Genomic DNA, 14,100 nt, shown 5'->3' on the forward strand with positions numbered 1-14,100 from the left:
GAATGAAAGAACTCGTTTTACCTCTGCCGGACGAGGCAGCGACTGTCGCTTTGGGCACCACTTTGGCCAAGGCCTGCGATCGCGCCAGCGTCATCTATCTCTACGGCGACCTAGGCGCCGGTAAAACCACCTTCAGCCGTGGTTTCCTGCAGGCGTTAGGGCATCAGGGCAACGTCAAAAGCCCGACCTACACGCTGGTGGAACCCTATGCCTTGCAGCCGCTGGCGGTGTATCACTTCGATCTGTATCGCCTGGCCGATCCTGAAGAGCTTGAATTCATGGGCATTCGCGATTACTTCGCGCAAGACGCCATCTGCCTGGTCGAATGGCCGCAACAGGGTACCGGCGTGCTGCCGGAGCCGGATCTGGCGCTGCATCTTTGCTATCAGGGCGAGGGGCGAGAGGCGAAGATCGAGGCGATTTCCACTTACGGCAGCCAGCTGTTAGACCGCATTCATGGATCACAGGGATGATGCCGCAATGACGCACGTGTTGAAAAAATTTGCGGTCATCATGCTGATCGCCGTGCTGGGGCCACTCGGCGCGCTGAACGCGCTGGCGGCGTCTTCGCTGTCCGATATCAAAGTGTCCAACGCCCAGCGTGAAGCGACGGTGTCGGTGAGCTTCAATGGCCCGCCGGACTACGCGTTTTTCCCGCTGCACGGCCCGGATCGCGTGGTGCTGGACGTTAACCAGAAGGGCAAGGTCGGCGGCCTGCCGCTCAATTTCAGCGGCCAAAACCTGGTGAAAAGCATTCGCTCCAGCGCGCCGAAAGACGCTCAGAGCGTGCGCCTGGTGTTTGATCTGACCCAGCGCGCCAAAACCCGCGTCTCCACCCGCCAGAACGGCAGCGTGCATACCGTGGTGTTCACCATTACGGCCGAAGGCAGTGCCAATACGGTGGCGCGCAAGGCACCGGTGCAAACGCCTGTGCCGGTTGCGGTCAACCCACCGCCGCGTCAGGCGCCGGTCGCGGTGCGTGAAGCGCCGGAGCCGCCGCTGCGCAAAGCGCCGACGGGATCGAATCCCTTTACCAATAAACAGACCGTCGTCGCAGGCACCGCCACCGAAGTCACGCCGCGCAGCAGCCGCGTTTCCGCCGGTTCCGGCGATCGGGTGGTGGTGGCGATCGACGCTGGCCACGGCGGCCAGGATCCGGGCGCCATTGGCCCGAGCGGGCTGAAAGAAAAGAATGTCACCATCGCCATTGCGCGCCGCCTGCAGGCGATGCTGGACGCCGATCCGCAGTTCAAACCGGTGCTGACGCGTACCGGCGACTACTTCATCTCGGTGATGGGGCGCTCCGACGTTGCGCGCAAACAGGGCGCCAACGTGCTGGTCTCCATCCACGCCGACGCAGCGCCAAACCGCAGCGCCAGCGGGGCCTCCGTTTGGGTGCTGTCCAATCGCCGCGCCAACAGCGAAATGGCCGGCTGGCTCGAACAGCATGAGAAACAATCCGAACTGCTCGGCGGCGCCGGCGATCTGCTGGCCAACAGCCAGGCAGACCCTTACCTGAGCCAGGCGGTGCTGGATCTGCAGTTCGGCCACTCGCAGCGCGTCGGGTATGACGTGGCGGTGAAAGTGCTGCAGCAGCTGCAGAGCGTCGGATCGCTGCACAAACGCCGGCCGGAACATGCCAGCCTGGGCGTGCTGCGCTCACCGGATATTCCCTCGCTGCTGGTGGAAACCGGATTTATCAGTAATAGCACGGAGGAGCGGCTGCTGGGCAGTAGCGCGTATCAGGAGAAGATTGCCAAGGCCATTCATAACGGCCTGCGCAGCTACTTCCTGGCGCATCCGCTGCAAGCCGACCCAAAGGTGGAAAACCGACCGCTGGACGTCGCAGCGGCGGTTAACACCTCAACACCAGACGTGCGCCAGCCAGAGCCTATCGTTAGCTCGGCCGGCGCGAGCCGCAGCGTAAGCGGCAAGACCCAGATCCACGTGGTGAAGCGGGCGGAAACGCTGTCCGGCATCGCCGACAGCTACGGCACCACCATGGCGGCGCTGCGGGATCTGAACAAACTGAAAAAAGACGACGTGTGGGTCGGGCAACGCCTGAAGGTGCCGGCGGGGAAAACCGCCGCCGTCACCACCGTCGCCAAGGCGAAAACGCCGGCCAAGAAGCCGTCTAAACATAAAGTGGCCCGCGGGGATACGCTCTCCTCCATCGCTTCTCGCTATGGGGTCAGCGTCGGCGATCTGAAACGGGTCAATAATCTGAAGTCGGACGTCGCGCCGCTGGATCGGACGCTGACCATTCCGCAGGCCTAGCGCCATCGCTACAGGAGTCAGCATGCCTATCCAGGTGTTACCGCCACAGCTCGCCAACCAGATCGCCGCCGGAGAGGTGGTTGAACGCCCCGCGTCGGTCGTCAAGGAGCTGGTGGAAAATAGCCTGGACGCCGGCGCGACGCGCATCGATATCGACATTGAACGCGGCGGCGCCAAGCTTATCCGCATTCGCGACAACGGCTGCGGCATTGGCAAGGACGATCTGGCACTGGCGCTGGCGCGGCACGCCACCAGTAAAATCAGCACGCTCGACGACCTGGAGGCGATCGTCAGCCTCGGTTTTCGCGGCGAAGCGCTGGCCAGTATCAGCTCGGTTTCCCGTTTGACCCTGACGTCGCGCACCGCCGAGCAGAGCGAGGCGTGGCAAGCCTATGCCGAAGGGCGCGAGCAGGCGGTGACGGTCAAACCTGCCGCGCACCCGGTCGGCAGCACGCTGGAAGTGCTGGATCTGTTTTACAACACCCCGGCGCGCCGTAAGTTCATGCGCACCGAGAAAACCGAATTCGGCCATATCGACGAAGTGGTGCGGCGCATCGCGCTGGCGCGTTTCGATGTGGCGATCAACCTCAGCCACAACGGCAAACTGATCCGTCAATACCGGGCGGCGAAAGAAGAGAGCCAGCACGAGCGCCGTTTGGGCAGCATCTGCGGCCCGGCATTTTTGCAGCATGCGCTGAACATCGACTGGCAGCACGGCGATCTGAGCATCCGCGGTTGGGTGGCGGATCCGGCCGGGGCGCGCCAGCTGGGTGAAATGCAGTACTGCTACGTCAACTGCCGCATGATGCGCGATCGCTTGATCAACCACGCCATTCGTCAGGCCTATCAGGATCAGCTGAAAGACGATCAGCAGCCCGCTTACGTGCTGTATCTGGAGGTCGATCCGCACCAGGTGGACGTCAACGTTCATCCCGCCAAGCACGAGGTGCGTTTCCATCAGGCGCGGCTGGTGCACGATTTTATCTACCAGGCGGTAACCACCGTGCTGCAGCAGGCCGGTCAGACGCCGCCGCTGCCGCTGGCGGAAACGCCTGACGAAGCGTCTGCGCCGGTCTGGCAGCCGGAAAACCGCGTCGCCGCCGGCGGCAATCATTTTTCTCAGCCTGCGCCGCGTCGCGAAACGCCGCTACCGGCCGGCGTCGCCCGCGAGCGCGCACCGCAGCCGGGTTGGCAAACGGCGGGCAGTTACCAGAAACGCGAAGGCGAGCTGTACGGTAAACTGATGCAGCCCGCCGCCGAGCCGCAGGCCGATGCGGCGTCGGAAGTTTCGAGCAAGCCGCCGCTGTTCCCGCCGGCGAAAGCCGCAGCGGAAACGCCGTTGGCGAGCGGCCAGCACAGTTTTGGCCGGGTGCTGATGATCCACCCGCCGTGCTACGCGTTGATTGAACAGCGCCAGCAGCCGGCGTTGCTCAATCTGACGGTGGCCGAGCGCTGGCTGCGCCAGGCGCAGCTCAACCCGCCGACGGAAGGGCTGCGGCCGCAGCCGCTGCTGATCCCAGTCAAGCTGACGTTGGACAAGCGCGAAGTGGCGGCCATCGCGCGGCATCAGGCGCTGCTGACGATGATGGGGCTGGATCTGCAGGCGGATCACGGCCGTGTGACGCTGCGCGCAGTGCCTTTACCATTACGCCAACAAAATTTACAAAAACTGATACCCGAACTGTTAGGCTATCTGGCCGAACATCAGGAGATGTCGTCCGCGGTGCTGGCCACCTGGCTCGCTCGCCGCCTTGGCAGCGAACATGAACAGTGGAACACCTCGCAAGCGATACAATTGCTGACCGACGTTGAACGACTTTGCCCGCAGCTGGTCAAATCGCCACCGAGCGGACTTTTACAACCCGTTGATTTACAGGCCGCACTGGCGGCCCTCAAGCATGACTGAAACTGAAATGACACCACGTCCCCCGGCTATTTTCATCATGGGGCCGACCGCCTCGGGCAAGACCGCGCTGGCGATCGCGCTGCGCGAACGCCTGCCGGTGGAACTGATCAGCGTCGATTCCGCGCTGATTTATCGCGGCATGGATATCGGCACCGCCAAGCCGAGCGCTGAAGAATTGGCGCAGGCGCCGCATCGGCTGATCGATATTCGCGATCCCGCCGAAGCTTACTCGGCCGCGGAGTTTCGCGCCGACGCGCTGAAGGAGATGGCCGACATCACCGCCGCCGGGCGCATTCCGCTGCTGGTCGGCGGCACCATGTTGTATTTCAAGGCGTTGTTGGAAGGATTGTCGCCGCTGCCGTCTGCCGATCCCGCGGTGCGCGAGCGCATCGAACGGCAAGCGGCGGAGCAGGGTTGGGAGGCGTTGCACCGTCAGTTACAGGCGATCGATCCGGTCGCGGCATTGAGAATTCATCCGAATGATCCGCAGAGACTGTCCAGAGCACTGGAAGTTTTTTTTATTTCGGGTAAAACTTTAACGGAACTGACTAAAATTTCGGGTGAATCGTTACCGTATCAAGTTCACCAATTTGCGATAGCGCCGACCAGCCGTGAGTTGATCCATCAACGCATCGAGCTGCGGTACCATCAAATGTTGGCGGCGGGTTTTGAGACGGAAGCGCGTGCACTTTTCGCACGGGGTGATTTGCATACGGACTTGCCCTCCATTCGCTGTGTCGGTTACCGCCAGATGTGGTCATACTTGTCTGGTGAAATTAGTTACGATGAGATGGTTTATCGTGGTATTTGCGCAACACGTCAGTTGGCTAAACGCCAGATGACCTGGTTACGGGGTTGGGAGTCGGTCCATTGGTTGGACAGTGAAAAGCCGGGAGAGGCTTTGGACTCGGTGACACAGGTTGTTAGTGCATAGGTTGGGTGATTGTGTACAATTGCTGAGTATTCAGCGCGCAAATTTTTTACGTCGTTTATTTTAGAGCCGACAGGTTCTTAGTTACAAACAACAAGCAAATAAGGAAAAGATAGAATGGCTAAGGGGCAATCTTTGCAAGATCCGTTCCTGAACGCATTGCGTCGTGAACGTGTTCCGGTTTCTATTTATTTGGTGAATGGTATTAAGCTGCAAGGCCAGATTGAGTCTTTTGACCAGTTTGTCATCCTGTTGAAGAACACGGTTAGCCAGATGGTGTACAAGCACGCTATCTCTACCGTTGTCCCGTCACGTCCGGTTTCGCATCACAGCAACAACCCGAGCGGCGGTTCAAGCAACTATCACCATGGCAACAATCCGTCTGCGCAGCAACAGCCGCAGCAGGAAAGCGATGACGCTGAATAAAGCGCGTTGCAAGTCAACCATGACGGGGAGCATAAGCAGCCGCGGGCTGTTTATGTCCCCCAAACTCACGGTGAGTGTCCGTTTGAGAGGTTGCACGCTTGTTTGACCGTTATGAAGCCGGTGAGCAGGCCGTACTGGTTCATATCTATTTCTCGCAAGACAAAGATACGGAAGACCTCAACGAGTTCGAATCGTTGGTTTCCTCAGCCGGTGTCGAAGCTTTGCAAGTGGTGACTGGTAGCCGCAAAGCCCCGCATCCGAAGTACTTTGTCGGCGAAGGAAAGGCCGAAGAAATTGCAGATGCGGTGAAAGCCAGCGGCGCGTCTGTTGTCCTGTTTGATCATTCCCTTTCCCCGGCGCAGGAAAGAAACCTCGAGCGCCTGTGCGAATGCCGGGTGATCGATCGCACCGGGCTGATTTTAGACATCTTCGCCCAGCGTGCCCGCACCCATGAAGGTAAGCTGCAGGTGGAGCTGGCGCAGTTGCGTCACATCGCCACGCGTCTGGTACGCGGCTGGACGCACCTGGAGCGGCAAAAAGGGGGGATTGGCCTGCGCGGGCCGGGGGAAACCCAGCTTGAGACCGACCGTCGCCTGTTACGCGATCGCATCAGCTTGATTCTGCGCCGCCTGGAGCGGGTAGAAAAGCAGCGTGAACAAGGCCGACGCGCGCGGACCCGCGCCGATGTGCCGACCGTATCGCTGGTGGGCTACACCAACGCCGGCAAATCCACCCTGTTTAACCGAATAACGTCTGCCGAGGTGTATGCGGCGGACCAGCTATTTGCCACCCTGGATCCTACGTTGCGGCGCATTGACGTGCCGGACGTGGGGGATACCGTGTTGGCGGATACCGTAGGCTTTATCCGGCACCTGCCGCACGATCTGGTGGCCGCCTTCAAGGCGACGCTGCAGGAAACGCGCCAGGCATCTCTGCTGCTGCACGTCATCGATGCCGCAGATCCGCGCGTCGATGAGAACATCGAAGCGGTGAACACCGTGCTGGCGGAGATAGACTCGGATGAAATCCCTACACTGTTAGTGATGAACAAAATAGATATGCTGGACGATTTTGTGCCGCGTATCGACCGCAACGACGAAAACCTGCCGATCCGGGTGTGGCTGTCCGCCGCCAGCGGAGAGGGTATTCCGTTGCTGTATCAGGCGTTGACGGAGCGCTTATCGGGGGAGATCGCGCATTACGAATTGCGCTTACCGCCACGGGCAGGCCGTCTTCGCAGCCGTTTTTACCAGCTTCAGGCGATTGAAAAAGAGTGGAACGAAGAGGACGGCAGCATTGGCGTGGTGGTGCGAATGCCGATCGTCGAATGGCGTCGTCTCTGCAAGCAAGAACAGGACCTGATTGACTTTATCGTATGATCATATCCTGTTACATTTATGCTTCGCGAAAGCCTGAAGTACCCAATCACAGAATATGGAGCTAAAACATGGCGTGGAATCAGCCCGGTAATAACGGACAGGACCGCGACCCGTGGGGGAGCAGCAATAACAATGGCGGCAACTCTGGCGGTAACAACAAAGGCGGTCGTGATCAAGGGCCACCTGATTTGGACGATATCTTCCGTAAACTGAGCAAGAAATTGAGCGGTTTTGGCGGGGGCAAAGGCTCCAACAGCAATAGCGGCGGCACCGGCACCTCTGGTCCGGGCTTCAGCGGCCGCATTATCGGTATCGCGGCGGTGGCCGTGGTGGTGATCTGGGCCGCCAGCGGCTTCTACACCATCAAGGAAGCTGAGCGCGGCGTCGTGACGCGTTTCGGCAAGTTCAGCCACCTGGTGCAGCCGGGTCTGAACTGGAAGCCGACCTTCATCGACGACGTGCGTCCGGTGAACGTGGAATCCGTGCGCGAGCTGGCGGCGTCCGGCGTGATGCTGACCTCCGATGAAAACGTGGTGCGCGTGGAAATGAACGTGCAGTACCGCGTGACCAACCCGGAAGCGTACCTGTTCAGCGTCGTCAATGCCGACGACAGCCTGAGCCAGGCGACCGACAGCGCCCTGCGCGGCGTGATCGGCAAATACTCGATGGACCGCATCCTGACCGAAGGCCGTACCGTGGTGCGTAACGATACGCAGCGCATGCTGGAAGAGACCATTCGTCCTTACAACATGGGCATCACGCTGCTGGACGTCAACTTCCAGGCGGCGCGTCCGCCGGAAGAGGTGAAGGCGTCGTTCGACGATGCGATCGCCGCGCGTGAGAACGAGCAGCAATACATCCGTGAGGCGGAAGCTTACGCCAACGAAGTTCAGCCGCGTGCGAACGGCCAGGCGCAGCGTCTGCTGGAAGATTCCAAGGCTTATAAAGACCGTACCATCCTGGAAGCGCAGGGTGAGGTGGCGCGCTTTGCCAAGCTGTTGCCGGAATACAAGTCCGCTCCGCAGATCACCCGCGAGCGTCTGTATATCGAAACCATGGAAAAAGTGCTGGGCCATACCCGTAAGGTGTTGGTGAGCGACAAAGGCAACAACCTGATGGTGCTGCCGCTGGATCAGATGCTGCGCGGTCAAGGCGCGGCGCCGGAGAGCGGCAACAAGGATACCAGCCTGATTCGCCTCAATCCGAATCCTGCGCCGGCTGCCAACAGCAGCACTCCGCGTACCAGCGGCGGTTCGATTATGGATCAGCGCCGGGCGAATGCGCAGCGTGACGACACCACTCGCGTAGGGAGAGAGTAATCAATGCGTAAGTCTTTTGTAGTTATTGTCCTCGCGGTGCTGGTGGTGCTGTACGCTTCGCTGTTCGTGGTGCAGGAAGGCCAGCGCGGCATCGTGCTGCGCTTCGGCAAGGTTCTGCGCGACGGCGAAAACAAGCCGCTGGTGTATGCGCCGGGTCTGCACCTCAAGATCCCGTTCATCGAGACCGTGAAGAACCTGGATGCGCGTATCCAGACTATGGATAACCAGGCCGATCGTTTCGTGACCAGCGAGAAGAAAGACCTGATCGTCGACTCCTATCTGAAGTGGCGCATCAGCGACTTCAGCCGTTACTATCTGGCGACCGGCGGCGGCGACGTCTCCCAGGCCGAAGTGCTGCTGAAGCGTAAGTTCAGCGACCGTCTGCGTTCCGAAATCGGCCGCCTGGACGTGAAAGACATCGTGACCGACTCGCGCGGCAAGCTGATGTCCGACGTGCGTGACGCGCTGAACACCGGCACCGTGGGTGACGGCGAAGAAGTGGCGACCACCGAAGCCGATGACGCTATCGCCTCTGCGGCGGCGCGCGTTGAGCGGGAAACCACCGGCAAACAGCCGCAGGTGAACCCGAACAGCATGGCGGCGCTGGGCATCGAAGTGATCGACGTGCGTATCAAGCAGATCAACCTGCCGGCGGAAGTGTCCGACGCCATCTACCAGCGTATGCGCGCCGAGCGTGAAGCGGTAGCCCGTCGTCTGCGCTCGCAGGGCCAGGAAGAAGCCGAGAAGCTGCGCGCCAGCGCGGACTACGAAGTGACCCGTACCCTGGCGGAAGCCGAGCGTCAGGCGCGTATCACCCGCGGTGAAGGCGATGCCGAAGCGGCCAAGCTTTTCGCCAACGCGTTCAGCCAGGATCCGGACTTCTATGCCTTTATCCGCAGCCTGCGTGCCTATGAAGCCAGCTTCAAGGACAACCAGGACGTGCTGGTACTGAGCCCGGACAGCGATTTCTTCCGCTACATGAAGTCGCCTGATACCCTGCGCAAGTAAGCGCGGCAGGCAATCTGATCGAGGGCCCGTTTACGCGGGCCCTTTCTCGTTTTTGGGGGATGCATGAACTCAACGATTTGGCTGGCGCTCGGGCTGGTTCTGGTGCTGGAAGGATTAGGGCCGATGCTGTTTCCGCAGGCCTGGCGCAAAATGATTGTGGCGATGTCGCAACTGCCGGACGCGACGCTGCGGCGATTTGGCGGCGGAATAGTGGTTGCGGGCTGCGTGATCTACTACATGTTGAGCGGCCGCACGGGTCTTTAAAGTCTAGCCCAAAATTTATGCAATCGTATGCTAAAAGTGCTGAAAATCGAAAATTACGGTGGTAGAATCCATTTTTAAGCAATCGGTGATTTTGAAAAATGGGTAAGAACGTCGTCGTACTGGGCACCCAATGGGGTGACGAAGGTAAAGGCAAGGTTGTAGACCTGCTGACTGAACGGGCTCAATATGTTGTGCGCTACCAAGGTGGCCATAACGCTGGCCACACTCTGGTAATCAACGGTGAAAAAACCGTCCTTCATTTAATTCCTTCAGGTATTCTGCGTGAAAACGTCACCAGCATCATCGGCAACGGTGTTGTTCTGGCGCCGGACGCATTGATGAAAGAAATGGGTGAACTCGAAGCGCGTGGCATCCCGGTACGCGAACGTCTGTTACTCTCTGAAGCTTGCCCGCTGATCCTGCCTTACCACGTCGCGTTGGACAACGCGCGTGAGAAAGCGCGCGGCGCGAAAGCGATCGGTACCACCGGTCGCGGCATCGGCCCGGCTTACGAAGATAAAGTGGCTCGGCGCGGCCTGCGCGTCAGCGACCTGTTCAACAAAGAAACCTTCGCCGTTAAGCTCAAAGAGATCGTCGATTACCACAACTTCCAGCTGGTCAACTACTACAAAGTTGAAGCCGTCGATTATCAGGCGACGCTGGACTACGTGCTGTCTATCGCCGACATCCTGACCGCCATGGTGGTTGACGTTTCCGAACTGCTGGACGGCGCGCGCAAGCGTGGCGACCTGATCATGTTCGAAGGCGCTCAGGGCACCCTGCTGGATATCGACCACGGTACTTACCCGTACGTCACCTCTTCCAACACCACCGCCGGCGGCGTGGCTACCGGTTCCGGCATCGGCCCGCGTTATGTGGACTACGTGCTGGGCATCGTGAAAGCCTACTCCACTCGCGTGGGTGCAGGCCCGTTCCCAACCGAACTGTTCGATGAAACCGGCGAGTACCTGTGCAAGCAGGGTAACGAGTTCGGCGCCACCACCGGCCGTCGTCGTCGTACCGGCTGGCTGGACGCGGTAGCGGTGCGTCGCGCCGTGCAGATCAACTCCTTGTCCGGCTTCTGCCTGACCAAGCTGGATGTCCTGGACGGCCTGAAAGAAGTGAAGATCTGCGTGGGCTACCGCATGCCGGACGGCCGCGAAGTGGATACCACTCCGCTGGCGGCTGAAGGCTGGGAAGGTATCGAGCCTATCTACGAAACCATGCCGGGCTGGAGCGAAACCACCTTTGGCGTGAAAGAGCACAGCAAGCTGCCTCAGGCTGCGCTGAACTACATCAAGCGCATCGAAGAAGTGACCGGCGTACCGGTAGATATCATCTCTACCGGCCCGGATCGCAGCGAAACCATGATCCTGCGCGACCCGTTCGACGCATAATCAGGCTTTGCGGCAGTAAACAAACCGGGCGCGTCCCGGTTTGTTTTTATCCTGACTCCCTCCGATTGCGGTTTCACGTCAAAAAATCCTTTCATAAACCCGCCTTAGGGCGCGGGATTCGCTAAATAATTAGCGACGAACTCTCCGGCTGGTTTATTATCCAATGAGTAATCTTTTGAATAGCGCCGAAAAGCGGCGTATCAGACGGGTAAAACGATACCCAGAGGTAAGATGTGCAGTTAACAAGTTTTACTGATTATGGCCTGCGGGCGTTGATCTACATGGCCTCGTTGCCGCAGGACAAGATGACCAGTATCTCGGAAGTGACCGAGGTTTACGGCGTGTCTCGCAACCATATGGTGAAGATCATCAATCAGTTGAGCCGGGTCGGTTTTGTCACGGCGGTGCGCGGCAAGCATGGCGGCATCCGTTTGGGCAAACCGGCCGAGAGCATTCGCCTCGGCGACGTGGTGCGGGCGCTGGAGCCGCTTGCGCTGGTTAACTGCAGCAGCGAGTTTTGCCACATCACCCCTGCCTGCCGACTGAAGCAGGTGCTCCAACAGGGCGTACAGAATTTCCTTGAAGAGCTGGATAAGCATACGTTGGCCGATATGGTCGAAGACAATCCGCCGCTCTACAAGCTATTGCTTGTCGAATAAAACGACGTTGAGAAGACAAGGCTCAACGTCATCCTGCTGATGACAACGGAGGAACCGCAATGTCACAAGATCCATTCCTGGAACGAGAAGCAGAAAAATACGAATCCCCCATCCCCAGTCGTGAATATATCCTGGCCCATTTGGCGAAACGTGAAACGCCGGCCAGCCGCGAAGAACTGGGCAACGAACTGGGCCTCAGCGGTGAAGAGCAGCTGGAAGCGCTGCGCCGCCGCCTGCGCGCCATGGAGCGCGATGGCCAGCTGGTGTTTACCCGCCGCCAGTGCTACGCGCTGCCGGAACGTCTGGATCTGCTGCGCGGCACGGTGATCGGCCACCGCGACGGCTACGGCTTCCTGCGCGTGGAAGGCAGCAAAGACGATCTGTACCTGTCTGCTGAACAGATGAAAATGGCGATCCACGGTGACGTGGTGCTGGCGCAGGCCTTGGGCGCGGATCGCAAAGGGCGCCGCGAAGCGCGCATCGTGCGCGTGCTGGTGCCGAAAACCAGCCAGATCGTCGGCCGCTTCTTCATGGATGCCGGTACCGGTTTCGTGGTGCCGGACGACAGCCGTCTGAGCTTCGATATTCTGATCCCGGCGGACAGCGTCAGCGGCGCGCGCATGGGCTTTATGGTGGTGGTGGAGCTGACGCAGCGTCCGACCCGCCGCACCAAGGCGGTCGGCAAGATCGTCGAGATCCTCGGCGACAAGATGGGCACCAGCATGGCGGTGGACATCGCGCTGCGCACCCATGAGATCCCGCATACCTGGCCGCCGCAGGTGGAAAAGCAGGTGGCCGATCTCAGTGAGCAGGTGCCGGAAGCGGCCAAGAAGGGCCGCGTCGATCTGCGCAAGCTGCCGTTGGTCACCATCGACGGTGAAGACGCACGCGACTTCGATGACGCCGTGTACTGCGAGAAAAAACGCGGCGGCGGCTGGCGCCTGTGGGTCGCGATCGCCGACGTCAGTTACTATGTGCGCCCGCGCACCGCGCTGGACGATGAAGCGCGCAGCCGCGGCAACTCGGTGTACTTCCCGTCGCAGGTGATCCCGATGCTGCCGGAAGTGCTGTCCAACGGGCTGTGCTCCCTGAACCCACAGGTCGATCGCCTGTGCATGGTGTGCGAGATGACCATCTCCGCCCAGGGGCGCCTGTCCACGGCCAAGTTCTACGAAGCGGTGATGAGCTCGCACGCTCGCCTGACCTATAACAAGGTGTGGCACATTCTGCAGGGCGATCAGGAGCTGCGCGAGCACTACCATCCGCTGGTCAAGCACCTGGAAGAGCTGCACGCGATGTATAAGGTGCTGGATAAGGCGCGCGCCGAGCGCGGCGGTATCGCGTTTGAAACCGAAGAAGCCAAGTTCATCTTTAACGCCGAACGCCGCATCGAGCGCGTGGAGCCGACGGTGCGCAACGACGCCCACAAGCTGATCGAAGAGTGCATGATCATGGCCAACGTAGCGGCCGCGCGCTTCGTCGAGAAACGCAACGAGCCGGCGCTGTACCGTGTGCACGATCGTCCGAGCGACGACCACATCTCCGCGCTGCGCAGCGTGCTGAGCGAGCTGGGGCTGACGCTGGGCGGCGGCAACAAGCCGCAGCCGAAGGACTATGCGGTGCTGATGGATGAAGTGTCCGAGCGCCCTGACCACGAAATGCTGCAAACCATGTTGCTGCGTTCGATGAAGCAGGCGATTTACGATCCGGAAAACCGCGGCCACTTCGGCCTGGCGCTGGCGTCTTACGGCCACTTCACCTCGCCGATCCGCCGTTATCCGGATCTGGCGCTGCACCGCGCGATCAAATATCAGCTGGCCAAAGAACACGGCGAGCCGAAAGAGCGCTGGACGCCGACCGGCGGCTGGCACAGCGAATTCGAAGAGATGCTGCAGCTGGGCGAACACTGCTCGATGACCGAGCGCCGCGCGGACGAAGCGACGCGCAACGTCGCCGACTGGCTGAAGTGCGACTTCATGCAGGATCACGTCGGTGAAGTGTTCAGCGGCATCATCTCCAGCGTGACCGGCTTCGGCTTCTTCGTGCGCCTGAACGATCTGTTCATCGACGGGCTGGTGCACGTATCAACGCTGGATAATGATTACTATCGCTACGATAATATCGGCCAGCGCCTGATCGGCGAGTCTTCCGGCACGGTCTATCGCCTGGGGGATACGGTGGAGATCCGCGTGGACGCGGTGCATATGGACGAGCGCAAGATCGACTTCGCGCTGGTGTCCAGCACCCGCAAAGCGCGCGGTGAAGGCAAAACCGAGCGCGATCGCGCCAAGAAGGGCGGCCAGCGCACGCTGCGCGACAGCGGTAGCGCGGGGCGCGGCAAGCGCCGCGGCGGCAAACCGCCGGCCAACTTCGAGCCGGACAGCGCCTTCCGCAAGCAGGATGACGCCAAGCCCGCGGACAACGTGAAGAAGGCGAAGAAGAAAGCCAAGAAAGCGTCCGACAAAACGCGGAAAATCGCGGCGGCGACCAAAGCCAAACGCGCAGCCAAGAAGAAAGGTGCCGAGCAGGCTTAA

12 protein-coding genes are annotated in these 14,100 nt (G+C 60.3%); all 12 read left to right on the plus strand.

What is annotated here, in order from left to right; all coding sequences use genetic code 11:
- Positions 1 to 2 precede the first annotated feature (2 nt).
- The 12 genes from tsaE to rnr all read left to right on the plus strand — a co-directional run bounded on the left by tsaE (position 3) and on the right by rnr (position 14,100).
- On the plus strand, positions 3 to 473 hold the full coding sequence (gene tsaE, locus ACUXAC_RS13725) for a tRNA (adenosine(37)-N6)-threonylcarbamoyltransferase complex ATPase subunit type 1 TsaE (RefSeq protein ID WP_038879220.1): 471 nt from the start codon (positions 3 to 5) through the stop codon (positions 471 to 473).
- A 7-nt stretch (positions 474 to 480) separates the two neighbouring features.
- On the plus strand, positions 481 to 2,277 hold the full coding sequence (gene amiB / locus ACUXAC_RS13730) for an N-acetylmuramoyl-L-alanine amidase AmiB (RefSeq protein WP_454266722.1): 1,797 nt from the start codon (positions 481 to 483) through the stop codon (positions 2,275 to 2,277).
- A gap of 22 nt (positions 2,278 to 2,299) precedes the next feature.
- Positions 2,300 to 4,183, plus strand: a complete 1,884-nt coding sequence (gene mutL / locus ACUXAC_RS13735; protein WP_454266723.1) for a DNA mismatch repair endonuclease MutL — start codon at positions 2,300 to 2,302, stop codon at positions 4,181 to 4,183.
- Positions 4,176 to 5,117: a tRNA (adenosine(37)-N6)-dimethylallyltransferase MiaA gene (gene miaA / locus ACUXAC_RS13740; RefSeq protein ID WP_060421891.1), complete on the plus strand. Its 942-nt coding sequence runs from the start codon at positions 4,176 to 4,178 to the stop codon at positions 5,115 to 5,117. The genes mutL and miaA overlap by 8 nt, the downstream gene beginning before the upstream one ends.
- A 114-nt stretch (positions 5,118 to 5,231) precedes the next feature.
- Entirely contained in the window at positions 5,232 to 5,540 is a 309-nt protein-coding gene (gene hfq / locus ACUXAC_RS13745) for an RNA chaperone Hfq (RefSeq protein ID WP_004933678.1), read from the plus strand.
- A 98-nt stretch (positions 5,541 to 5,638) separates the two neighbouring features.
- A complete protein-coding gene (hflX, locus tag ACUXAC_RS13750; RefSeq protein ID WP_004933675.1) occupies positions 5,639 to 6,919 on the plus strand; it encodes a ribosome rescue GTPase HflX in 1,281 nt (426 codons plus the stop codon).
- A 68-nt stretch (positions 6,920 to 6,987) separates the two neighbouring features.
- Positions 6,988 to 8,238 carry an FtsH protease activity modulator HflK gene (hflK, locus tag ACUXAC_RS13755; protein WP_038879209.1) on the plus strand — a complete coding sequence of 417 codons (1,251 nt, stop codon included), beginning with the start codon at positions 6,988 to 6,990 and terminating at the stop codon, positions 8,236 to 8,238.
- A 3-nt stretch (positions 8,239 to 8,241) separates the two neighbouring features.
- A complete protein-coding gene (hflC, locus tag ACUXAC_RS13760) occupies positions 8,242 to 9,246 on the plus strand; it encodes a protease modulator HflC (protein ID WP_004933669.1) in 1,005 nt (334 codons plus the stop codon).
- A 63-nt stretch (positions 9,247 to 9,309) separates the two neighbouring features.
- Positions 9,310 to 9,510 carry a DUF2065 domain-containing protein gene (locus tag ACUXAC_RS13765; protein ID WP_004933666.1) on the plus strand — a complete coding sequence of 67 codons (201 nt, stop codon included), beginning with the start codon at positions 9,310 to 9,312 and terminating at the stop codon, positions 9,508 to 9,510.
- A gap of 98 nt (positions 9,511 to 9,608) precedes the next feature.
- Entirely contained in the window at positions 9,609 to 10,907 is a 1,299-nt protein-coding gene (locus ACUXAC_RS13770) for an adenylosuccinate synthase (protein ID WP_033648701.1), read from the plus strand.
- A 233-nt stretch (positions 10,908 to 11,140) separates the two neighbouring features.
- Complete coding sequence (gene nsrR, locus ACUXAC_RS13775; protein ID WP_015376391.1) at positions 11,141 to 11,566, plus strand: nitric oxide-sensing transcriptional repressor NsrR; 426 nt, start codon at positions 11,141 to 11,143, stop codon at positions 11,564 to 11,566.
- A 59-nt stretch (positions 11,567 to 11,625) separates the two neighbouring features.
- Complete coding sequence (gene rnr / locus ACUXAC_RS13780) at positions 11,626 to 14,100, plus strand: ribonuclease R (RefSeq protein WP_060421893.1); 2,475 nt, start codon at positions 11,626 to 11,628, stop codon at positions 14,098 to 14,100.

The sequence above is a fragment of the Serratia sp. 121840015-1 genome, assembly GCF_053627655.1.

What these genes read in the sequence shown, in the direction of transcription:
- tsaE (WP_038879220.1), top strand. Translation starts at nt 3, where the DNA reads ATGAAAGAACTCGTTTTACCTCTGCCGGACGAGGCAGCGACTGTCGCT.
- amiB (WP_454266722.1), top strand. Translation starts at nt 481, where the DNA reads ATGACGCACGTGTTGAAAAAATTTGCGGTCATCATGCTGATCGCCGTG.
- mutL (WP_454266723.1), top strand. Translation starts at nt 2,300, where the DNA reads ATGCCTATCCAGGTGTTACCGCCACAGCTCGCCAACCAGATCGCCGCC.
- miaA (WP_060421891.1), top strand. Translation starts at nt 4,176, where the DNA reads ATGACTGAAACTGAAATGACACCACGTCCCCCGGCTATTTTCATCATG.
- hfq (WP_004933678.1), top strand. Translation starts at nt 5,232, where the DNA reads ATGGCTAAGGGGCAATCTTTGCAAGATCCGTTCCTGAACGCATTGCGT.
- hflK (WP_038879209.1), top strand. Translation starts at nt 6,988, where the DNA reads ATGGCGTGGAATCAGCCCGGTAATAACGGACAGGACCGCGACCCGTGG.
- hflC (WP_004933669.1), top strand. Translation starts at nt 8,242, where the DNA reads ATGCGTAAGTCTTTTGTAGTTATTGTCCTCGCGGTGCTGGTGGTGCTG.
- ACUXAC_RS13765 (WP_004933666.1), top strand. Translation starts at nt 9,310, where the DNA reads ATGAACTCAACGATTTGGCTGGCGCTCGGGCTGGTTCTGGTGCTGGAA.
- ACUXAC_RS13770 (WP_033648701.1), top strand. Translation starts at nt 9,609, where the DNA reads ATGGGTAAGAACGTCGTCGTACTGGGCACCCAATGGGGTGACGAAGGT.
- rnr (WP_060421893.1), top strand. Translation starts at nt 11,626, where the DNA reads ATGTCACAAGATCCATTCCTGGAACGAGAAGCAGAAAAATACGAATCC.